Here is a 20,853-nt window from a genome sequence, read left to right as displayed (position 1 = left end):
GTTCACATTGGTTTTTAATGTATATATTCGTATTTGAATATTTATGTTCAAAAAACAAAACAAAAACAATAAATCATTCACTTTTTGAATGGTTGTGATTTCAAAGAGAATTCACTATGCCTCATTATATTCTTGCTATCGATCAAGGTACCACCAGTTCCCGCGCTATTTTATTTGATGAGAAAGGCTCTCGAGTAGGCCAATCTCAACAAGAATTTCCTCAAATATTTCCAAAAAATGGCTGGGTTGAGCATGATCCTGAAGAGATTTGGTTATCGACTTTATCGGTTTGTCAGTCTGTTCTCAAGGATACAGGGATAGATGCGCATGCGATAGCGACCATAGGTATTACTAACCAACGTGAAACAACCATTTTGTGGGATACAGAAACAGGCAAACCTGTTTATAACGCCATTGTTTGGCAAGACCGTCGCACAAGTGAGTTTTGTCAAGCTTTGAGTGAGCAAGGTCTTGGTGAGAAGGTTCAAGAAAAAACCGGCTTGTTAATTGATCCTTATTTTTCGGCGACAAAGATTCGTTGGGTTTTAGATAATGTTGAAGGTGCACGAGAAACTGCCAAAGCTGGGCGTTTGGCTTTTGGAACGGTTGATAGCTTTTTGCTGTGGCGATTAACTAATGGAACGTCTTATAAAACGGATGCAACCAATGCGGCTCGTACAATGGCATTTAATATTCATACTCAAGAATGGGACAGCGAACTGATTGACGCTTTAGGGATTGGCGATGTGCTGTTTCCTGAAGTGATGGATTGCAGTGCCGATTTTGGCGTTATCGACTCTTCTTGGTTGGGGGCGGAAATTCCAGTGAATGGTGTTGCTGGAGATCAACAAGCGGCTTTAGTCGGTCAAGCTTGTTTTACCCCAGGAATGGTGAAAAGTACTTATGGAACAGGGTGTTTTCTTATCTTGAATACAGGTGATAAGCCGATTCGCTCGGAACATAAGTTACTGACGACAGTAGGTTATCGTTTGAATGGAAAAGTTTCTTACGCGTTAGAAGGTAGTATTTTTGTCGCGGGTGCGGCGATTCAATGGCTACGCGATGGTTTGAAATTGTTTTCAGATGCAAAAGAAACCCAAAGTTTGGCTGAGAAAGCATTGAACGATGACTCGGTTTATCTTGTTCCTGCGTTTACTGGATTGGGTGCACCCTATTGGGATCCCGACGCGCGTGGTGCCATGATAGGTTTAACCAGAGACACAAGCGTGGAAGACATTGTGAGTGCTGGGTTGCGTTCTGTTTGTTATCAAACAAGAGATTTGGTAGGTGCCATGGCACAAGATGGCGCCACCTTTAGTTCTTTACGGGTTGATGGCGGCATGGTGATCAACGATGTGATGGTGCAGTTTTTAAGCGATGTGCTTGAAATGACAGTAGAGCGTCCTCGTGTTACAGAAACTACTGCGTTAGGTACCGCATTTTTGGCAGGCTTGCATACAGGCCTGTTTAAGTCTTTGGGTGATGTGTCTACTCTTTGGCAAGCAGACCAAAGCTTTGAACCTTCTATGGAGAAAGGGACAGGCGATAAGTTGTATAAAGGATGGCAAAAAGCGGTAGACAGAGTACGAACAAAAAGCTGATTTCACTCAGTTTACGTTTTACTACATGTGAGGGCTTGTATCATTGAGTTATAGCCGCTAAATTCTGTCTACGAATAGATTTTAAAAAGGTTTGAAAATGTCGAAACAGTTTGCCGAAGTACAACAAGACGATTTTATGAAGTTTGGCGGTGAGCGCCCAAGTTATTTAGAAATTGAAGACGCATTAATGGCTCTAGGCGGACATGGCGTTAATGGTAATAACTTTAAGAACGAAATGGTGAAGTTAGCCGGTTGGACAGGGGGAGCGTTAACCACTTATGCCCAACGTGCAGCGGTTGCCCAAGGTGCATTTAATAAGATCCGAGAAGCGCTTTCAAAAGCCAAAACAGCGGATGAATTAAGAGCTCTATTAGCCGCATCTTAAATAGCTAGAGCTTGATCTAAGTCGTTAAGTTATAAAAAAATAAGGGAGAAATGATTTTCATCGTTTCTCCCTTATTTTTTGCGGTGAGTTGAGAGCGGTATTATTCTGCGTCTGCGACTGCTCTTATTCCGTATTCTTCATCCAAAATGCGTCCGATGACGTTATCACCAGCAAGGTGATGAGCGTATTGCATATGCAAGCAGCGGATTTGCCCCCAATTCGCAATGCCGCCAATACCCAGTTTCTCGAATAATGGCTTAAAACCTTTTTCTTCTATAATGGCTTTATGTTCGTCGCTCATAACTTCCCAGCGGCGAGCAACATAATCACGATGAGAAGCATAGTAAGCTTCTCTTAAGGTCTCGTCTTCTTTGATGCGTTGCTCTAGTTCTTTTACCACGCCTTGGCTTTCTATCTTTGCTAGTGCTTTGTCTATGGCTTTGCTTGATAGCCAGTAAAGCGTTGGGAACGGTTGATCAAAAACCCAAGTTTCCATTTCTAAAACTTGTGGTGTGCCGTTAGGCGAATAGTGAGCAATGGCGTTAATGCCATTTGGCGCTCTTCCTAGTTGTGCGGCAATAATATCAAGGTCGTGCTGGGAGAGTATATTTGTCATCTTGTCTTAATTTTGTGGGTGATTGTGTATGGCTGGCTTTGTCTATTTGCAGTTTAGACATCAGTGTTTAGATTGTGAAAGCTGGAAAGCTTGCAGCAAACTTTTGTATCCATTCTGCAGCAGCTTCATTGTAATTGAGTCTACGGCCTGCAATTTTTGCTTGGCGTCGATAATGCTCAATCTGGGATAGTTGCTCGATCATGCGAACGCAGTAACATTCTTCTTTGGTCGGGAATTCAATTGAGATTCGATAACCATCCATTTCTTTTTCGCACTGGACAACACGACCAGATACACAGAAATTAGGGTCTATCTCTTCTAATGTGATTCTTACCGAACGTCCATTATCAAAAGGACGAGAGGTGAAGGATGTAATACCGACAAACCCAGCTCTTTCCTTATTAATCTGAGGAAATGGCTGATCTTCTATTAGAGTGATCTCTAATGGAAGGTCTCTCGGATGTGCAACAAATTCCATCGCAACAAGCCAGCTACTATTATTTTAGACAGTTAATTAAGTTATCGGCCGATAAGGCCAAGTGTTTAAAAAAGAATGCGAATTGTACGCTTTTTGTTCCATCTGTACAGATGAATTTTAAGATGTCAGAACGCCTTTTCATAATCTCTACTTATATAAGATAAGTTGTGTTTTATGAGGTAAAACTTATTCATTCTGCTCTAGTTGTTGGTGGCAAAGTTCTCCGAGCATTTTTAGTGCGCTATCTGTGGTGTTGTCCCAATTCTGAGCATAGTTTAACCGGAAATGATGGTGGAATTGAGCTGTTAAACTAAAGGCTAGTCCAGGTAATAAGCCAATACCACTTTTTAATGCTTGGGAATGTAAGGTCATCGTATTAATCGCATTAGGGAGCGTCACCCAAAGTAAAAAACCACCTTTTGGTGTTGAGGTTTTTGTACCTTCGGGGAAATGTTCAGCAATTAAATTCTGACAGCGAGTGAGGTTTTCTTGATACGCAGATTGTGTTTTTCGTAAATGACGATCGTAAGCACCGTTCTCAAGAAAATTGGCGATGGCGGCTTGAGTGAGAGTTGGAATCGCTAAAGATTGGACATAGGCTTGATGTTCTATTTTGGCTTGGAACTTCCCGCCTACAATCCAACCGATACGAAACCCTGGTGCGATGCTTTTAGAAAAAGAGCTGCAATAGATGACATTGTTATTTTTGTCATCGGCTTTTAACGCACGTTCTCTTTTATCGAAATAACTGAGCTCTCCATAAACATCATCTTCAATGATAGTGAAGTTGTACTGCTCAGCTTGTGTGATAATGCGTTGTCTTGCGAGGTGATTGAGTGTGGCGCCGGTTGGGTTTTGGCTGTTTGGGGTGACGATACAAGCTTTAATCTCCCATTCTTTGGCGGCTTTTTCTAATAAATCTAAATCAATGCCCGATTCAGTAGAGCAAGGTATTTCAATAGCTTTAAGATTGAGTGTTTCAATTGCTTGTAACAAACCATGGTAAACAGGGCTTTCTATGGCCACCGTATCACCAGCTTTGGTAATGGCTTGCAAGGAAAGCATTAAAGCATTCTGGCAGCCCAATGTGATGGTTATGTCGTCCGGTTGAAGTTGGCAGCTACTGTCTAGCATCCGAATTGCAATTTGGCGACGTAAGTTGAGCAAGCCAGGTGTGAATTCATAAGCCACACAAATCTCGGGCTCTAAACGCATTAATCTACCAACAGAGCGTTGCAATTGTCGTATCGGCAGAAATTGGCTATTGGGAACAGAGGTACCAAATTGAATTGTTTTTTCGTCTTGAGATGTTTGAAGTAAATGCTGTAGTCGAGTTTGCATAGAACCATCATTACTTGCGGGTTCTATTTCTGTACTTTCAGGCGTTTGGCGCTGTGTTTCTAGAACGAAGTAACCTTTTTGTGGACGAGCTTTAATGATACCTCGGTCTTCTAAAAGACTGTACGCTTGAAGTACCGTAGCCACGCTTACTTCCATGCGCTTACTCGATTTTCTTACCGATGGAATCTTTGCTCCTGGTAAAAAAATACCTTCATGAACTTGGAGTTCAATTTGATTGGCAATTTTTTCGTAAAGAGGTGAATCCATAAAGTGTGAGTCAAAGATTAAAAACAAAGGATCAATCTATCAGATTGATGTATCGAAAGAAATCGATCTTAGTATTAAGGGGATTTTGTTTATTAAAAAATATTTTTATCCTTGTCATCTAATGAAAATAGAATGATGTTATGGTTTTTAAATTAAATGGTCAGATTATTGCATTACGTTTTTGTTCCGTACTTTTGGGTGCAAAAAGTTTATACAATCGAAAACTTAGAGGTCGATTATGTCGTTGTCTGTTATTCAGAGAATTTTATTTGGTTTTGGTATTCTGCTGCTGCTTTTGTTGACAATTGCAGCGTCCGGTTTTATAGGGATTAATAAAATCGAAGACAGGCTAGGAGTGGTCACCGGTGAAGTTATAGACATTAATGTGACGGCTCACCATTTAAAAGAAGAGCTGAGTTTCGCCAATGGCGCTGCTTTACAATATTTATTGAGCAACTCCTCAGAATCATTAGATAGTTTGTTGAACAACTTCGATGGTTATAAGCAAAGCTTTATTGATGTTTCTTCTTCATTGGTTGAAAAGCTTCAAGACTTTCACACAATGGAAGAAGCTTTAAAAGGTATAAACACTGAAGCGGAAGTTTTCTTTAATTATACAGACACGGCGTTTTCAAATCATAAAGAAATGTTGTTCGTGCGAACTGTGATTGCTAAACAGAAACAAGAACTGAAAGACACGATGATTTTTATGTCTGAAGACTTAGCCATATTAGAAGAAGATGGTGAAAATTTTGAAGTTCAGTTTTCAGCGTCTTATATGCAAAGCCGACTACAAAGCTTGCAAGCCTCAGTATCCGATTACTTTGATTTAACCACCTTGAGTGATATGGAATCGCTTCGTGATTCTATGGTTTCTACGATTCAAGGTATGCGAGATAAACAAGCTTACCTTAAAGATAGCAACATAGATGACCTTTTAGACGAGGTTGAGCAAAGCGTCTTGTCTGATGATAGCGTTATTACTAAGTACTACAACAACACTCGCTTAGCCCAGAAATCAGAAGTATTGGCTCAAGAGTTGTCTAGCAGTATGAGTGTAATTAATGGAAATGTGCGGACGCTTTTATCTGAAACAACACTCATGAGTGACAATGCAACGCAAGAAGCAAACGATGCTGCCAGCATTTCTCTGTTAATTATGGGGGTTGTTTTAGTGGGCTCGATTATCATCGCGGTTCTGGTTGCCTTGTGGGTAAGCCGTAGCATTCGCCTGCCATTGAAAGAAGTGATGAGTATTCTCGGAAAAATTGCCGATGGTGATTTCACTCAACGAAGTAAGGTTGCCACGAAAGACGAATTTGGCGAACTGTCTACTTGGGTAAATGGCTTGGTGACCAAGTTACAGAGCGTGATGACAGACATTGATCAGGCATCGAATAAAGTCTCTGAATCCGCGGGTAACAACGTACATTTGGCTAATGATGCCAAGCGTCTAATGAGCTCTCAAAATGATCGTACGACGGAAGTGGCATCGTCCATAACGGAAATGGCCGCGACGGTGAACCAAGTAGCGAAAAGCTCAGAGACTATTCTGCATCAGATACAAGGTGTGGATCAAAGAGCTGCACAAAACCGTGAGCAAATGGATTCGAGCATCGAGACAATCGAGAAGTTACTTCTGAAAATTGAAGAATCTACGCTTGTTGTTAACCAACTTGATGAGCATTCGAAAAATATCGGCCGTATCTTGGAGGTGATTCAAGAAATTGCTGAGCAAACGAATTTACTGGCGTTGAATGCTGCGATAGAAGCTGCACGAGCGGGGGATCAAGGTCGAGGATTCTCTGTGGTTGCGGATGAAGTACGTACTTTGGCAAACCGAACTCACAGTTCAACGGAAGAAATTCAAAGTGTGATTGCTCAGTTGCAACAAGGGATGACTAAGACGGTAGGAAGCATGGGCGAAAGCCGTAAGAGTGCGAACGACAGCGCCGAAGAAGCGCGTTTAGTTGGGGCTTCATTGACTCAATTGCAAAATGAAATGGCGGAAATTCGTGACCTAAGTATTCAAATCGCTACAGCAGCGGAACAGCAATCAACTGTTGCTCAAGAGATTAGGCACAATGTGGTAGAAATATCTGAAATGTCAGAAGAGGCTGCGCTTGGCTCAGATAAGAGTGAGAAAAGCAGTGAAGGCTTATCAGAACTTGCTTCACATCAAAAACACTTGCTCAGCCAATTTAAAATTGTTTGATGGTTTTTTTAGGGCGTTACGTTAATATAAGCGCAATTTAATTATCCGGAGATACAGTGTATGTCGATTCTGGTTGGTGATATGTTGCCACATGGTTCTTTTCAGGTAATGGGTGAAGATGGCCCAGAAACAATCGATGTAACCGAATTTTTCACAGGTAAAACCGTACTGATGTTTGCTGTTCCAGGTGCGTATACACCGACATGCAGCACGAGTCACTTGCCTAGTTTTGTTGTGCATTTTGACGCTTTAAAAGAAAAAGGTATAGACGACATTATTTGTCTTTCTGTGAACGATGTTTTTGTCATGGATGCATGGGGCAAAGCGAATAACGCTGATAACCTTATTGTTGCATCGGATGGTTTGGCTGAACTTACCTGCTCATTAGGGTTAGAGCTTGACATTTCTGCCGCTAAAATGGGAATTCGTAGCCGTCGTTACGCCATGCTTGTTACGAATGGTATTGTTCAGCAGCTTTGGCTGGACGAACCAGGTGAATACAAGGTTAGCTCTGCCGAATACGTATTGTCTCAATTATAAAGTTAAGACTTATATAGAGTTACAGAAAGCGCTCTTAGAGAGCGCTTTTTTATGCCTTGTGTTTGATGCTAGGATTAACTGTATTAGCAACGCTTTCTGGGAATAAATGATTATGCCTAAAATTATGGTTTTAAATGGCCCGAATTTGAATTTACTTGGTACTCGTGAGCCAGAGACTTATGGCCATGAAACCTTGTCGGATGTCGAGAGTTTGTGTCGAGAGACTGCGACCTCGCTAGGCTACGAGATTGATTTTCAGCAATCGAATCATGAAGGTGAACTAATTGACTTAATTCATCAAGCCGGCCTTTTAGTGAAAAGTGGAGGTTTACTTGGGGTTGTGTTTAACCCGGCCGCTTATACACACACTTCCGTGGCTTTACATGATGCAATTAAAGGTGCGGCGGTTCCGGTTATTGAAGTGCATATTTCAAATGTTCATACGCGAGAAGCTTTTCGACATCATTCTTATATTTCTTCTGTGGCAACAGGGGTTATTGTTGGAATGGGAGTGCAAGGGTACGCATTGGCCATTCGAGGTTTAGTGCAGAAGCTGAAAGGCTAAGCTTAGTTTTATAATTTAAAAAACCGAAGAATGGATTCACCTTTTTCGGCTTTTTTGTTTTTAATGTTTGTTCTAGTACGACTATTTTGTTTTTTTGCCTTTAAAGTTTGCCAAAAGCCGTTCGAGTCAGGTTGTCAGATTTAGTGTTTTTCACAACAACATTGTCTTCAATTCGTATCCCTCCATAAGGTAGAAACTGCTGTATTTTTGACAAATTACAGCCATGCTGAGTTATTTCACCTTCCATTTTTTCAATTAACATAGGGATAAAGTACAAACCGGGTTCAATGGTAATGACCATATTTTCCTCTAAAGTGCGAGTTAATCGTAAAAATGGAGCTTGTTCATCGGGCAGATTTAAGTTGCCTGATTTATCTGCCTGATGTCCGCCCACATCATGAACTTGCAAGCCGAGCAAATGCCCTAAACCATGAGGGAAAAAGACTTGAGGGATACGTTTGGCCAATTGTTCTTCAACACTGAGAGAGCAGATTTGATGGTCGCGTAATAAGGTTGAAACGCCAATTAAAGTGTCTTGATGCAGCTTTCTAAAGTCCACACCCGATAGAACCTTTTCACAAAGGGATTGCTCCATCTTGTCTAGACTGTTGACTAATGCACTGAATTCATCGTTATGACGAACAAAGGTACGAGTAATATCGCTGGCGTAGCCATGTTCGTTCGCGCCAGCATCGATTAATAGCGTGCGAGAATTAGCCTGCTTTTCTATAGATTTATGCTCGTAATGCAAAACGGCAGCATGTTCATCCAAGCCGACTATACCTGGATAGGGTTCTTGAGTAGCGGATTGTTGGCTTGCTTGTAGAAAAGCCAGATGAATCTCTAGCTCACTCATGCCAGCTAGAAAAGCCTGTTTGGCCGCCATATGACCTTTTACAGCTCGTTCGCTTGCTGCTGTCATAGCATCGATTTCATAGGGTGTTTTAATTGCTTTGCTGAAATCCACATAGGCTTTAAGACCTTCACAAGGAATTGCGAACTCCATAGGTTTTGGACCAAGCCAAGCAGTTTTATTTGGTAAGTCTGCGTACCACTTATCTTGTTTTTTTGCTTCCACAATATTCCAATTATGTTGCCAATCACCTGCAGGAACGGGATTTGGTGCGTGCCAAAAATCATCTCTCACAGGCCAAACGAGAGTGGGTTTTTGTCCTGCTTTTATAATTAAGTAAGTTTCAGCGCTCAATGTAAAAGGTAACCATTGTTGGGCGCCGGAATAGGCATGGAACGGGTGTGTGTGATCATCTTGAAAGTAGTAACTTTTCTCTCCAGATGCCAAGACAATGGCATCTAGATTGAAATGGGAGAGAGCATCTTCATAACGGTTTGAAAGTTCAGTCAAGTGTGTTTGATAAAGTGTTGTCATAATTAGAAATTACCTGTCATTCGTTAAGAGAGTGTTCGTCTCTTTGAATGTTTCGCTTTGGAAAGGTGAAATAGCTAACGCGCTTATGAAGGGTCTTTAACAATCCACTTTTGCACGATAAACATAGATCCGCGATAAACTAGAAATGAGCATAATAACGCTGCAAAGACGAGTACCACGTTATTTTGGTTGCCTAAAAACATTTTAAATAAGAAGAAGAAAGAGAGGGTTAATATAATTCTAACTAGGCTACCAACGGCTTGTATGATTCTTGGAGAACGTATCACTTTTATTACTTCCCTTATTCAATTTGAACCTGAGACTTTCCCATAAAAAGCATTAGAAGCCAATTATTTAATTGGCAAAGAAACGAGTGTTACATAGTCTTTTGCGTTGTCAGTTTGACCTGTTCCGACTTCAAATATCTCCACACCATAAGCGCGCTTATGGTGTTTTAGCTTATTGAGTCTTCGGTAGTTGTGAAGTACGTGCCAAGCTAAAGATAAGTTCTGATATGAGCCAATATAACGTAGTTGTAGATATTTTCCGCGCAAGACAATGCGCTCTGGGCATAACACACAGGGAATCACATTTTGTACAGGGACACCGAGACGACCAGAGAAATAATGGTGAACTATGTCGGCTTTTTTGTACAACGCAAAGCATGGCCCTGCTGGTGGGTTTTCTGGCCCTAGTTCGATAATCAAATCATGGAAACCTTGGTGCATTTTTTGTGACATAGGTTGGTCACTAACGACAAAAGGGCGAGTGACGGCGTCTAGGTTTTGCAGCTTATTCTGACCAAGCCATTCGAAGGAAGGAGTAGAGTGTTCTCTGGCAGAAGTTGGGTTGTATTTTGCCAAATAGGCCAAGAGCTCCAGTAACGCTAGTTCGGCATCTTTGCTTGCTCTTACTTTGTAATCTTTTCCCATCCAACGCTTGAAGAAAGGCAAATCTCCCGTTATTTGAATGGTGATTAAGGTGTGTTCATTTTGTTTACTTAGATCAATATTAAAATGTACGTCATTTGGAAAAAACGCTGGTGCTTCCAATATAGAATGAAAATAGTGAGTGCCAGAGCGGGCGGGTTGCAGAGACAGGTGGCTTTCTTTTGTTAAGTGCCCACGCCATACTAAGCAGGAAGGTAAAACGGTTCGGACTCCAGAGCTATGATATTCATAGAAAACATCCAGATCTTTGTCGTACAGAAGCCAGGGCAGCCAGCTTTTCCAGTTGGTTAAATTACTCAAGTCTTCAGATATGACTTCAATAGGTACATCAAGAATGGCACTTTGTCGGCAAAAAAAGCGCCCTTTAAAGAAAGATGAATAAAAACATAATAAGAGAATGGCAAGTGTGAACAGGAATAATATAACGAGCATAGCTATTTTTCCTTCATCAATAATGTACTTAAAACATTCTCTTACTGCCGTTTTTAATAAATGATTAAAGGCAATAGAGTAGAAATGTCTTCTCACAGCATAGTGTTTAATATCAGGTTTTGGCAATAGACTGTTTAAACAGAATGACGTTATATCGAGGTAAAACTAAGATGAAATCGACATTAGTATGGGATTGGCCAATTCGTATAATGCATTGGCTGATGGTTTTGTTGTTTACCGGATTGATTATAACGGGCAAGTCTGACGAAGGTTACATGCAATATCATTTCTATATGGGATATGGATTATCCGCCGTGGTGATTGCTCGGATACTTTATGGCTTCTTTGGTTCCTACTACGCGCTATTTGGTCAATTTGTAAAAGGGCCAAAAGAAACCTTTTCTTACGCCAAAGATTTTCTATTTTCTCGCCCTAAAAAGTACATTGGACACAACCCTTTAGGCGGCTTAATGGTGGTTTTTCTGCTCCTAGCATTAACCGTTCAGTGGGCAACCGGCTTATTCAATAGCGATGATATTTTCTGGTTTGGGCCTTTTAGTTCGTTGGCATCGCAAGACATGATTCAGCGACTCTCATACATCCATCATTTACTGCCAGACTGGTTATTAGGGTTGGTCGCCATTCATATATTGGCGGTTTTTTACCATGAGCTGTGTTTAAAAGAACGCCTTGTCGATGCCATGATCCTAGGCCGAAAAAAGCATGGGATGAATGCTAAAGAAGTGAAAACACCACGTTGGGGAGCTATTTTCTCATTAACTATAGGTCTTGCGTGGCTTGCAGCCCTTTGGATGATGCCGATATGAATAAAAAAGCAAGCTGACTAGCAGCTTGCTTTTTAGACTAATGTCTTTTTATTTAGAGGCTTTGATTAGCGAGATTTTAGGTAATCCAGCATTGTATCGGCATCCGACACTTCGAATGGGTCGCTTGGTGCGTCATCCTGATAGCCTGCCTCTGAAAACAGTTTAGTAATCTCACCATTTTCAACAAACATAGAATAACGCCAGCTGCGCATACCAAAACCTAGGTTGTCTTTTTTCACTAACATGCCCATTTGGCGAGTGAAGTCACCGTTGCCGTCAGGTAGCAAGAATACGTTTTCAGCGTTTTGGCTTTTGCCCCACTGGAACATAACAAAGGCGTCGTTGACAGATATGCAAATGATTTCATCAACACCTTGTGCTTTAAATTCTTCATAAAGTGCTTCAAAGCGTGGTAGGTGAGACGTTGAACACGTTGGAGTGAAAGCGCCAGGCAAAGAAAAAACAACGACTTTTTTGTTTTTGAATAAGTCATCCGTTGTCACATCTTTCCACTCGAATGGGTTCGGCCCACCCAAAGCTTCGTTGCGAATACGAGTCTTAAAAGTAACATTAGGTACTGTCTTCAACATAGAACACTCTCTTTTTAGTTGTCATTAATAATTATGAAAGGAAAAGCATGTGTGTTCTGAAGTGTAGCATACGTTCCTTTTTTGTCTCAGAGGAACGTATGCCGTATCGGCTATTTATTAAAGAAAGGTTAATGGTGTTGTTTACTGGCGACGTCACCCCATAAAGATTCTATTTTGCTATCTCGGCGGCAACTTAAACGATAAAAGTTATAGCGCGCTGGGTTCTTAAGGTAATAATCTTGATGGTAGTTTTCAGCGGTATAAAACGTTGAGGCTGGTAACAGCTCCGTCACAATGTCTTCTTTAAAAGGTTTGGTTTTTTCTACATTTGCTAATGAAGCTTCGTAAACGGCTTTTTGTTCTTTATTTTGATAAAACATGGCGGTTTTATATGGCGAGCCTTTGTCACAGAATTGTCCGTTTGGATCTGTTGGATCTATGGTTTTCCAAAAGTAATTGGCTAAGGTTTCTAATGAAACTACCTCATCATCAAAGGTGATTTCGACGGCTTCATAATGCCCCGTTCTTTTTCCCGCTACTTGTTGGTATGTTGGATTTTTTGTGTGACCGCCAATGTAACCTGAGACAGCACTACTGACACCTTCAACGCCTTCAAAGTCTGACTCTACACACCAAAAGCAGCCGCCAGCGACGATCATTGTTTGAGAAGCAGCGTGTGAAACATTGACGAAAGCGCTGGCCGCTAAGAAGGCCGTTAACGCTAATGCGGGTTTGAATGGAAAATACATTGTCTGTTGTCCTTTTGATTTCAAAAATAGATTTATGACCAATTGATTCATATTTGATCTGTTGTGAATATCGTAAACAGTCCCATAAAATGAATCTATACGCTTTAGACGCATGGTGTCTTAGGTTTCTTACAAAGCATAGAATGAATGGAGAGCCCAATGAGTAACGATTCTAATGTAGACCAAAATTACGTACCACCAAAAGTCTGGAAATGGGAATCAGAAAACGGCGGCAAATTTGCCAGTACGAATCGTCCTATTTCTGGTGCAACTCATGAAAAAGTATTGCCAGCAGGCGAACATGCTTTGCAGCTTCACTCTTTGGCAACGCCGAACGGTCAGAAAGTGACGATTCTTCTAGAAGAGTTATTAGCGCTGGGTAAAAGTGACGCCGAATACGATGCGTATTTGATTAATATTGGCGAAGGCGATCAGTTCTCGTCTGGTTTTGTTGAGATTAATCCAAACTCAAAAATCCCTGCTCTGATGGACAACAGCACAACGCCGCCAACACGCGTGTTTGAATCAGGTTCGATCTTGCAATATTTGGCTGAAAAATTTGATGCCTTTATTCCAAAAGACTTCAAAGCAAAAACAGAGTGTCGTAACTGGTTGTTTTGGCAAATGGGTTCCGCGCCTTATTTAGGTGGCGGATTTGGTCATTTTTATCATTATGCGCCTTTCAAAATGCAATATCCGATTGACCGATTCGCGATGGAAGTAAAGCGTGAATTAGACGTTTTGGATAAGCATTTGGCTGAAAATACTTACTTTGCTGGGGAAGAATACTCCATTGCAGACATCGCTATTTGGCCCTGGTACGGAAACCTTGTATTGGGCAACTTGTACGAAGCGGCTGAGTTCTTAGACGTGGCAAGTTACACCAATGTAATGCGTTGGGCGAAAGCAATCGAAGCGCGCCCTGCGGTGAAACGTGGTCGTGTGGTGAACCGGGCTTGGGGTGACGAGGCTCAGTTGATAGAGCGTCATTCTGCCAGCGATTTGGATGAATTAGACTTGTCATAGCGTTGGCGATAAGAATTCATTATCTAATCCATTTTAATAGAAAAGGGAGAGCTTGGGCGCAAGTTCTCCCTTTTTATTGAGCTTAGTCATAAGAAATTGTTATTTGTCATTTCCCTTGAGTGTCTTGATTCCCCTTCGGTTTATACTGCGAAACAACAAAGTTACAAATGAATTAAGGATTGATTATGGGATTTATCGGTGTTGCTGTTTCAGGTTTTCCTATCCTTTTGCTGATTTGGTTGATGACGAAAAAGAAAGCGGTTCCTTCTCATGTTGCGTTACCGCTGACGGCCTTATTGGTTGGTGTTATCCAGTTTTTTTACTTTCAAGCAGACTTAATATTACTGATGGCAAACACCTTGTCTGGCGTGTTGTCTGTGATCACGCCTATTTCCATTGTCGCTGGTGCGATCTTGCTTAATCGCGTATTGGCGATCTCTGGTGCAGAGAGTGTGATTGCTCGCTGGTTGGAATCCATCAGCACTAATGCTGTTGCTCAATTGATGATCATCGGTTGGGCGTTTGCCTTCATGTTAGAAGGTGCCTCTGGCTTTGGGACACCCGCCGCAATTGCAGCGCCTATTCTCGTTGGCTTAGGTTTTAATCCAATTAAAGTGGCGATTCTCGCCTTGGTGATGAACTCCGTTCCTGTGTCTTTTGGTGCGGTTGGAACGCCTATATGGTTCGGTTTGGAAGCGTTAAATTTGAACACGAAAGCCCTGTTGGATATCGCTTCTCAAACCGCATTAATCAACTTGGTTGCCGCGCTTTTTGTCCCTGTATTGGCTTTAAGCTTTGTTGTGAACTGGGGTGAAATCCGTAAAAACCTGCTGTTTATCTTACTCAGTGTACTGGCTTGTACCGTGCCTTATTATCTTTTGGCTATGGTCAACTATGAGTTTCCTTCTCTAATCGGTGGTGCTATTGGGGTGATGTTAAGTATTGTGCTGGCGAAAAGTGGAGTTGGGCTGCAAAAAAATGAAGAACCGGAAGAGCAAAAAGAGAAAATTGCGTTTAAAGACGTATTCATCGCCTTACTTCCATTGATGCTGCTTATCTTTATTTTAATCGTGACGCGCATTAGTCAGTTAGGTATCAAAGGTTTGTTGACAGACAATACGGTTTGGTTCGGGTTTGATGTTGGCAATGCGTATTTTAGTGTGAGCCAAGCCTTAGTATTGTCTGTTCAGAATATTTTAGGGACGTCTGTTGGCTGGTCTTATAAAACCTTGTATGTGCCTGCGTTGATTCCATTTTTGCTGGTGGTTTTGATTTCCATTCCTTTATTGAAAATGTCAAAAGAGAAGGTAAAAGAAGCCTTTGTTGATACTGGACGACGCATTACATTACCCATGGTGTCTCTTGTCGGGGCGCTGATCATGGTGAACTTCATGATGCTTGGTGGCGATCATTCTCCAATCTTTTTGATTGCGAATGCGTTTGCGAATGTGACGGGCGACAGTTGGACTTATTTCGCCTCTTTATTGGGGGCGCTTGGTAGCTTTTTCTCTGGTTCTGCAACGGTGTCTAATCTCACTTTTGGCGGCATCCAGTATTCTATTGCGGAGCAGGTGGGGTTGCCTGTGACAACTGTACTTGCTTTGCAATCTGTTGGTTCTGCCATGGGCAATATGATCTGTATTAATAATATTATTGCGGTGTCTACGATTCTTGGCATCGTCAACCAAGAAGGTTATATCATTAAGAAAACCATCGTGCCTATGATGGTTTATAGTGTCATTGCTGCTTTGGTTGGCTTTGTTCTTTTATTCGTATAAAAAACGATTTAACGTTATGTTATGAAGCCACTTTGTTAAGTGGCTTTTTTTTACATGGAAAGCATGGCAGGAGACGATTTGTGGCTGAATTTCTAGTGCTTGGAGCAGGTATGGTTGGCGCATCCAGTGCGTTGGCTTTGCAGGCGCGCGGACATAACGTGGTGCTGGTGGATCAACAGCAAGCTGGATGCGAAACCAGCTATGGGAATGCTGGCGTGATTCAAGCAGAAGCCGTTGAACCTTACGCCATACCGAGAGATTTCAAAACCTTAAGCCAATTTGCTTTAGGGTTAAATAACGACGTGCACTGGCGGTTGTCAGGCTTAACGTCCATGTTGCCCATGCTATGGTCCTATTTTAACCACTCCCAAAAGCGCAAACATCAGCGCATTTCTCAAACTTATTCTCAGCTGATTGCTCGCTCAACAATGGACCATCAAAAGTTGATCGAAGCCTCAAATAGCCCGGCATTGATGACTAAAAAGGGCTTCTCTATATTGTATCGAGATGAAAAAGGCTTTGAGTCAGGAGTTATAGAGGCCAACCATTTACATCAAGAATACGGTGTTTCATCTAATGTATTTAGCGGGCAGCAATATTGCGAACAAGAACCTGCTTTATTAAGCGCACCGACTGGGGTGGTACATTTCACCGACAGCTGGTCGTGTTCTTCACCGGGTGATTTAACCAAAGCGTATTGTCGTCTATTCGTTGAACGAGGAGGGCGATTCTGCCAAGGAAATGCGAATAGTCTAAAAGAACTCAACAATGGCTGGGCGATAGAAACCGAAGACGGCACGGTGCAGGCAGAACAAGTTGTTGTGGCATTAGGGCCTTGGTCTCCCGAGTTTTTGAAAACCTTTGGTTATGACATTCCTATGATTTACAAACGCGGCTACCATGCTCACTTTGTTTCATCTGAGCCATTGAATCGACCGTTTTTAGATGCCAGTAATGGCTTTGTTGCGTCTTCGATGAAAGATGGAATCAGGCTCACCACAGGCGCATCTTTAGTGAAGCGCAATGCGCCTATTGAAACGAGCCAGTTAGATCATGCCTCACGAGCATTGGCAGAATTGCTACCCATTGAAGAACGAGTAAAAGAACCGCAATGGTTTGGTACACGGCCTTGTATGCCAGACATGCTCCCAGTTGTTGGGCAAGCGCCAAAACACAAAAATATGTGGTTTCATTTTGGACACGGACATCAAGGTTTTACACTCGGCCCAACCACCTCAGAACTGTTTGCTGAATTAGTTGAAGGGCGCTCGAACTCGTTATTGGAAGCGTTATCACCGACGCGGTTTTAGTGGCATCAGCCGAACAAAGTTGCTATCTTTAGAGTCATAGAATGTAATCAAGGCACATTTTCTTGGTTAGACAGGAGAGGCTTATGTTTAGTCAAAATAAGAAAGCAAACTCAAAATATTCGATTCAGCCTGAAGTTGTTAATAACTACACGTTAGCTGTTAACTTAAAAAATTTAAGGGGTAGTGAAAAGGTTAAAGAACAATTTGAAAAAGCTAAGCAATTAGCACAGAAAAAAAATACAACCGTCTGAAGCTCGATAAAGTAAAACTAAAGGATTAGTTTATGCTGAAACCCATATCTCTATTATTTATATTAGTATTGTGTTGCTCAGGCTATTTACTATTAATTCTTCTCCCTAACTTTCGTTTTAAAATATCTAAAAGCGCGGGTTACCATACATTTCTTCAGTCTATTATCGCCGGCATTTCTGTATTTATCTTAGCTTCGATTGTCTATTTTTTATCAGGCTTTATTTTACGTTCTCTTAATATCACTTTTTCTATTAGTGATCTTATCTTAAACGAAATACTCCAACTGACTGTATCTAATAGTACTAAAACCATATCGGATATATGTGTAATCAGCTTTCTTATGGACGTTTTCTTGTATCTGACTTTGACGGTGATGCAGAGGAAAAACTCTCAATACTTATATGAATCTACCTTAAAAAACTTTGCAGATTCCCCTGAAAATCCAGAGTTCACAGACTTATTTTTTAGATCCGCTAGACTTGGCTTGCCAATACTTTTTACATTATCAGACCGGAAAGTTTTTATAGGCTATATTTCAACGTTAAAATTTGGAGATTATAACGATATTGAAATTATCCCCATGTACAGTGGGTTTAGAGATAAAGATACTTTAAAAATAGAGCTAGTTACCCCCTATCTTGATGTTTTAGACGAGTTGAGGGATGAAACCATAGAAGATGATGTTTTTTGTGTTTCGATGCCTCTTAGAGAAATCATACATGCTCATCTTTATGATTTTTCATATCAGGATGACTTCAAAAGAAGAGAAGATGAATATCAAAATGGATTAAAGTATTCATCTACATCTTAGCCTCTATTTTTGCCAAAATAATGTTTATCTCTCACTGCTTCTTCACCAATTCCAAATAACGCTCGATCCCGCTGATCTGGTCTTCCGCGTGGTGATTTACATACAAAACCGTTGTTTCTGAACCTTGGCAGATTTTCTCGATGAGGGCGAGGACGAGCTGTCGGTTGAGGTCGTCTAGGCCGAGGCAAGGTTCGTCGAGTATCAGTAGTGGCGGGTGTTTGACCATGGCGCGGGCGATGAGAAGCAGGCGTTGGTCACCGTAGGAGAGTTTGTTGAAAGGCGAGTCCGCGCGGTCTTTCATGCCGAGTAGTTCGAGCCATTCGTTGGCGATTTTCTTCTGATTGTCGGTGGCTTTGGAATACATGCCGATGCTGTCGTAGAAGCCAGAAATAATCACGTTTCGACAGCTTGTGCTGACGCGATATTCCCATTGCAAAGCGGTAGACACATAGCCGATAAACTGTTTGATCTGCCAAATGCTTTCTCCGTTGCCACGCTGAAAACCAAACACAAAAATGTCGTTCACGTAGCATTGCGGGTGATCGCCAGTAATCAGCGATAGAACGCCTGTTTTACCGCTGCCATTTGGCCCACTGAGTTGCCAGTGTTGACCTTGTTCTATTGTCCAGTTGAGTTTGTCGACAATAATGGTGTCTTCGTATTTGATGGTGACGTCTTTTAAGCGAACCAAAGGTTGAGCTGGGTCGAGCTTTGGCAATTGGTTGCTTGAGTCGGCTTCTGGCACCTGTAGTTCGGTGGTTTTTAAATGCAGCAGTTGATGCAGTTCATGAAAAGCGGTGGTGTCTTGTCGATCAACAATAAGAGATAAGCCACCTTGCTCGTTACCTTGTTTGTCCATGTAAGCGATGTGGGTGATGAAGCTCGGCATTTCATCAAGGCGATTTAACACCATCACAATAGGAACCTGATTCACGATGGAAGCAAGGTGTTCTTGTAGCATGTCTAACGTGTTGGCATCTAAACCATCGAAAGGTTCGTCTAAAATCAGTAATTCGGGTTGATTAGCAAGGGCGCGAATCAACATCACTTTGCGGGTTTCCCCTGTTGAAAGCTTGCGAAAAGCGCGGTCGAGTAGAGTGCTTAAGCCGAATTTTTCCACCAATTGCTCTGCTAGGTTTTGATCTGAGCAATGATCAAAAATCATTTCTCGTACTGGCGTGCCAATGGCGATCACGTCCATGATGTCCGCATCGTCTTTTTTCAGTTCTTCAGCAATGAGTTCTGCTTGTGCCTCAAAAGACACTAAACCAACCTTTGCTGGCAAGCCAGAAACTTGGCCTGTGGTGATGTCTCCTATGCCAGCTAATACCGCTGCCAAAGCGGATTTACCAGAACCGTTCGAGCCTGTGATCATCCAATGCTGGGACGGTTCTAGTGCCCAATTTATGTTGTTTAGAGTGAATTGTTCATCGAATTGAATAGTGGCATTTTGAAGGCTGATCGGTGAAATAGACATATGTTGCTCTTGTTAGTTGTGGCTCTTGTTGGTTGAAGAAAGGTTCTGGTTGAAAGAGCGTTTTAGTTGAGAAAACATTGCTGAAATATTGTTTTATTTTCCTTGGCGGATGTCACCTTTCCAGTGAGAGAGGTTAAGAAATCGACCATGTTGATTTTTTCTTCTTGGCTCCAGTGTAAAGGGCGAAGTATTTTTTCGCCATCGGCGTGGAGCCTTTCTTCATTGAGTTCTGAATAAAAGTCGATGACCTCTGCAAGTGTCGCAATGCTACCGTTGTGCATATAAGGCGCTGTTTGTGCGACGTTTCGTAATGAAGGGACTTTGAACTCTCCCCAATTACGATGCAGGGTTTGCAAATGCTGTGTGCGTAAAGCATTGCTTTTGCTCGGGTCATCATTGTATTTACCCAATAGATTGTAAGGGTCTTTGCGTAAAGATTGAATGCCTTGATAGCGACCTTTATCAACACTTTGGCCATTATTAATAAAAAACGGTACGCCAATGTCACCAAATTCTCCATTGGTTAAATTTGGTCCAGAATGACAGAACACACAACGGCCTTCACCCACAAAGAGTTTTAAGCCTTTTTGGGCGCTTATTGATAAAGCAGGTGTGCTTTTTTCTTGTTTGAGCAACTGATCTCGATAACGGTCAAACGGGCTTTTTTCACTGCGAATGGTTTCTTGGTAACTAGCGAGCAGTTTGCCAAGAGTAATCAGAAAATCTTCTTCAGAAAGGCTTTGTAGCGTTTGTTGGGTCGCTTGCTGGAAAGCGCATTGAAAATAAGCGTCTTGCTCTAATGTCGCTTTTAGCTTGCTGATGTCTGTGTGCATTTCTGTAGCAGCCAGCATGGGGCGAATGCTTTGTGACCACAAGCTATCATGTTCTCCTCCCCAACCGTACCAAGGTCTGTGACCAATATTGATCAGGCTGCTGGTGTTTCTATGCAACACATTCAAACCTTTATTAAGAGCGATGCCATCTTGAAATGCTTGGTTTGGCTGGTGGCAATCCGCGCAAGATATAAATGAGTCGGCAGATAAGCGACGATCAAAGAAGAGTTGTCGACCAAGCTCAATGGCTTGCTCTTGTTGGGAAAAACGATTGCTGGTGTCTGGGGTTGCTTCTACGGGCCAAGGGCCTAGAGAGCGAATGAAGGCCATGTCTTGTTCGTTGAATGCTACTTCGGCACAGGCGTTTGTTATGCCTGCTAACATCCAAGAGAAGAGAAAAAAACGAAGCATTATCATCATGTT

General features: G+C 41.9%; 20 protein-coding genes. 11 read left to right on the top strand and 9 right to left on the bottom strand.

Going from position 1 to position 20,853, the window contains the following annotated elements; genetic code table 11:
* Positions 1 to 116 precede the first annotated feature (116 nt).
* Together glpK and ABFY09_RS11170 are read left to right on the top strand one after the other, a co-directional pair.
* Entirely contained in the window at positions 117 to 1,601 is a 1,485-nt protein-coding gene (gene glpK, locus ABFY09_RS11175) for a glycerol kinase GlpK (RefSeq protein WP_347984403.1), read from the top strand.
* Positions 1,602 to 1,698: 97 nt separating this feature from the next.
* The gene (locus tag ABFY09_RS11170; RefSeq protein ID WP_347984402.1) at positions 1,699 to 1,986 is read left to right on the top strand and encodes a hypothetical protein; all 288 of its coding nucleotides are present in this window, start codon (positions 1,699 to 1,701) and stop codon (positions 1,984 to 1,986) included.
* Between the two features lie 100 nt (positions 1,987 to 2,086).
* Here ABFY09_RS11170 and ABFY09_RS11165 read toward each other — a convergent pair whose 3' ends face one another.
* The 3 genes from ABFY09_RS11165 to ABFY09_RS11155 all read right to left on the bottom strand — a co-directional run bounded on the left by ABFY09_RS11165 (position 2,087) and on the right by ABFY09_RS11155 (position 4,688).
* Positions 2,087 to 2,602 carry a DUF501 domain-containing protein gene (locus ABFY09_RS11165; protein ID WP_347984401.1) on the bottom strand — a complete coding sequence of 172 codons (516 nt, stop codon included), beginning with the start codon at positions 2,600 to 2,602 and terminating at the stop codon, positions 2,087 to 2,089.
* A gap of 67 nt (positions 2,603 to 2,669) precedes the next feature.
* Entirely contained in the window at positions 2,670 to 3,080 is a 411-nt protein-coding gene (locus tag ABFY09_RS11160; RefSeq protein WP_347984400.1) for an energy transducer TonB, read from the bottom strand.
* Between the two features lie 186 nt (positions 3,081 to 3,266).
* Positions 3,267 to 4,688, bottom strand: a complete 1,422-nt coding sequence (locus tag ABFY09_RS11155) for a PLP-dependent aminotransferase family protein (protein WP_347984399.1) — start codon at positions 4,686 to 4,688, stop codon at positions 3,267 to 3,269.
* 238 nt (positions 4,689 to 4,926) lie between these two features.
* On the opposite strand from ABFY09_RS11155, the gene ABFY09_RS11150 reads away from it, so the two are divergent.
* The 3 genes from ABFY09_RS11150 (at position 4,927) to aroQ (ending at position 8,008) form a co-directional block, all read left to right on the top strand.
* Positions 4,927 to 6,903 carry a methyl-accepting chemotaxis protein gene (locus tag ABFY09_RS11150; RefSeq protein ID WP_347984398.1) on the top strand — a complete coding sequence of 659 codons (1,977 nt, stop codon included), beginning with the start codon at positions 4,927 to 4,929 and terminating at the stop codon, positions 6,901 to 6,903.
* A gap of 60 nt (positions 6,904 to 6,963) precedes the next feature.
* Positions 6,964 to 7,443 carry a peroxiredoxin gene (locus ABFY09_RS11145; protein ID WP_347984397.1) on the top strand — a complete coding sequence of 160 codons (480 nt, stop codon included), beginning with the start codon at positions 6,964 to 6,966 and terminating at the stop codon, positions 7,441 to 7,443.
* A gap of 112 nt (positions 7,444 to 7,555) precedes the next feature.
* On the top strand, positions 7,556 to 8,008 hold the full coding sequence (gene aroQ, locus ABFY09_RS11140) for a type II 3-dehydroquinate dehydratase (protein WP_347984396.1): 453 nt from the start codon (positions 7,556 to 7,558) through the stop codon (positions 8,006 to 8,008).
* A 100-nt stretch (positions 8,009 to 8,108) separates the two neighbouring features.
* On the opposite strand, the gene pepQ is transcribed toward aroQ, so the two are convergent.
* Positions 8,109 to 9,395: a Xaa-Pro dipeptidase gene (gene pepQ, locus ABFY09_RS11135; protein WP_347984395.1), complete on the bottom strand. Its 1,287-nt coding sequence runs from the start codon at positions 9,393 to 9,395 to the stop codon at positions 8,109 to 8,111.
* Positions 9,396 to 9,745: 350 nt separating this feature from the next.
* Positions 9,746 to 10,777, bottom strand: a complete 1,032-nt coding sequence (locus tag ABFY09_RS11130) for an AraC family transcriptional regulator (protein WP_347984394.1) — start codon at positions 10,775 to 10,777, stop codon at positions 9,746 to 9,748.
* Positions 10,778 to 10,947: 170 nt separating this feature from the next.
* Here ABFY09_RS11130 and ABFY09_RS11125 point away from each other — a divergent pair, with 170 nt between their 5' ends.
* On the top strand, positions 10,948 to 11,604 hold the full coding sequence (locus ABFY09_RS11125; RefSeq protein ID WP_347984393.1) for a cytochrome b/b6 domain-containing protein: 657 nt from the start codon (positions 10,948 to 10,950) through the stop codon (positions 11,602 to 11,604).
* Between the two features lie 65 nt (positions 11,605 to 11,669).
* Here ABFY09_RS11125 and ABFY09_RS11120 read toward each other — a convergent pair whose 3' ends face one another.
* On the bottom strand, positions 11,670 to 12,194 hold the full coding sequence (locus ABFY09_RS11120; protein ID WP_347984392.1) for a peroxiredoxin: 525 nt from the start codon (positions 12,192 to 12,194) through the stop codon (positions 11,670 to 11,672).
* A gap of 128 nt (positions 12,195 to 12,322) precedes the next feature.
* The gene (msrA, locus tag ABFY09_RS11115) at positions 12,323 to 12,943 is read right to left on the bottom strand and encodes a peptide-methionine (S)-S-oxide reductase MsrA (protein WP_347984391.1); all 621 of its coding nucleotides are present in this window, start codon (positions 12,941 to 12,943) and stop codon (positions 12,323 to 12,325) included.
* A gap of 159 nt (positions 12,944 to 13,102) precedes the next feature.
* Between msrA and yghU the strand changes: the two genes are divergently transcribed.
* The 5 genes from yghU to ABFY09_RS11090 all read left to right on the top strand — a co-directional run bounded on the left by yghU (position 13,103) and on the right by ABFY09_RS11090 (position 18,120).
* Complete coding sequence (yghU, locus tag ABFY09_RS11110) at positions 13,103 to 13,969, top strand: glutathione-dependent disulfide-bond oxidoreductase (protein WP_347984390.1); 867 nt, start codon at positions 13,103 to 13,105, stop codon at positions 13,967 to 13,969.
* Positions 13,970 to 14,154: 185 nt separating this feature from the next.
* A complete protein-coding gene (locus ABFY09_RS11105; protein ID WP_347984389.1) occupies positions 14,155 to 15,747 on the top strand; it encodes an L-lactate permease in 1,593 nt (530 codons plus the stop codon).
* Between the two features lie 80 nt (positions 15,748 to 15,827).
* On the top strand, positions 15,828 to 17,057 hold the full coding sequence (locus tag ABFY09_RS11100; protein ID WP_347984388.1) for an FAD-binding oxidoreductase: 1,230 nt from the start codon (positions 15,828 to 15,830) through the stop codon (positions 17,055 to 17,057).
* 83 nt (positions 17,058 to 17,140) lie between these two features.
* Complete coding sequence (locus ABFY09_RS11095; protein ID WP_347984387.1) at positions 17,141 to 17,308, top strand: hypothetical protein; 168 nt, start codon at positions 17,141 to 17,143, stop codon at positions 17,306 to 17,308.
* Between the two features lie 32 nt (positions 17,309 to 17,340).
* Positions 17,341 to 18,120, top strand: a complete 780-nt coding sequence (locus tag ABFY09_RS11090) for a hypothetical protein (protein ID WP_347984386.1) — start codon at positions 17,341 to 17,343, stop codon at positions 18,118 to 18,120.
* Positions 18,121 to 18,151: 31 nt separating this feature from the next.
* Here ABFY09_RS11090 and modF read toward each other — a convergent pair whose 3' ends face one another.
* Together modF and ABFY09_RS11080 are read right to left on the bottom strand one after the other, a co-directional pair.
* The gene (modF, locus tag ABFY09_RS11085) at positions 18,152 to 19,597 is read right to left on the bottom strand and encodes a molybdate ABC transporter ATP-binding protein ModF (protein WP_347984385.1); all 1,446 of its coding nucleotides are present in this window, start codon (positions 19,595 to 19,597) and stop codon (positions 18,152 to 18,154) included.
* Positions 19,598 to 19,659: 62 nt separating this feature from the next.
* Positions 19,660 to 20,841 (bottom strand): cytochrome c peroxidase, encoded by a 1,182-nt coding sequence (locus ABFY09_RS11080; protein ID WP_347984384.1) that lies wholly within the window; start codon positions 20,839 to 20,841, stop codon positions 19,660 to 19,662.
* Between the last annotated feature and the right edge of the window lie 12 nt (positions 20,842 to 20,853).

The sequence above is a fragment of the Marinomonas sp. 5E14-1 genome, from assembly GCF_039939215.1.
GTDB lineage: Bacteria > Pseudomonadota > Gammaproteobacteria > Pseudomonadales > Marinomonadaceae > Marinomonas.
This window is presented reverse-complemented; position numbering and strand designations above follow the sequence as displayed.

Coding starts and splice junctions, on each gene's coding strand:
- ABFY09_RS11090 (WP_347984386.1), top strand. CDS start 17,341: ATGCTGAAACCCATATCTCTATTATTTATATTAGTATTGTGTTGCTCA.
- ABFY09_RS11150 (WP_347984398.1), top strand. CDS start 4,927: ATGTCGTTGTCTGTTATTCAGAGAATTTTATTTGGTTTTGGTATTCTG.
- ABFY09_RS11160 (WP_347984400.1), bottom strand. CDS start 3,080: ATGGAATTTGTTGCACATCCGAGAGACCTTCCATTAGAGATCACTCTA.
- ABFY09_RS11080 (WP_347984384.1), bottom strand. CDS start 20,841: ATGCTTCGTTTTTTTCTCTTCTCTTGGATGTTAGCAGGCATAACAAAC.
- aroQ (WP_347984396.1), top strand. CDS start 7,556: ATGCCTAAAATTATGGTTTTAAATGGCCCGAATTTGAATTTACTTGGT.
- pepQ (WP_347984395.1), bottom strand. CDS start 9,395: ATGACAACACTTTATCAAACACACTTGACTGAACTTTCAAACCGTTAT.
- ABFY09_RS11125 (WP_347984393.1), top strand. CDS start 10,948: ATGAAATCGACATTAGTATGGGATTGGCCAATTCGTATAATGCATTGG.
- ABFY09_RS11120 (WP_347984392.1), bottom strand. CDS start 12,194: ATGTTGAAGACAGTACCTAATGTTACTTTTAAGACTCGTATTCGCAAC.
- ABFY09_RS11130 (WP_347984394.1), bottom strand. CDS start 10,777: ATGCTCGTTATATTATTCCTGTTCACACTTGCCATTCTCTTATTATGT.
- yghU (WP_347984390.1), top strand. CDS start 13,103: ATGAGTAACGATTCTAATGTAGACCAAAATTACGTACCACCAAAAGTC.
- ABFY09_RS11145 (WP_347984397.1), top strand. CDS start 6,964: ATGTCGATTCTGGTTGGTGATATGTTGCCACATGGTTCTTTTCAGGTA.
- modF (WP_347984385.1), bottom strand. CDS start 19,597: ATGTCTATTTCACCGATCAGCCTTCAAAATGCCACTATTCAATTCGAT.
- ABFY09_RS11170 (WP_347984402.1), top strand. CDS start 1,699: ATGTCGAAACAGTTTGCCGAAGTACAACAAGACGATTTTATGAAGTTT.
- msrA (WP_347984391.1), bottom strand. CDS start 12,943: ATGTATTTTCCATTCAAACCCGCATTAGCGTTAACGGCCTTCTTAGCG.
- ABFY09_RS11095 (WP_347984387.1), top strand. CDS start 17,141: ATGTTTAGTCAAAATAAGAAAGCAAACTCAAAATATTCGATTCAGCCT.
- ABFY09_RS11155 (WP_347984399.1), bottom strand. CDS start 4,688: ATGGATTCACCTCTTTACGAAAAAATTGCCAATCAAATTGAACTCCAA.
- ABFY09_RS11105 (WP_347984389.1), top strand. CDS start 14,155: ATGGGATTTATCGGTGTTGCTGTTTCAGGTTTTCCTATCCTTTTGCTG.
- ABFY09_RS11165 (WP_347984401.1), bottom strand. CDS start 2,602: ATGACAAATATACTCTCCCAGCACGACCTTGATATTATTGCCGCACAA.
- glpK (WP_347984403.1), top strand. CDS start 117: ATGCCTCATTATATTCTTGCTATCGATCAAGGTACCACCAGTTCCCGC.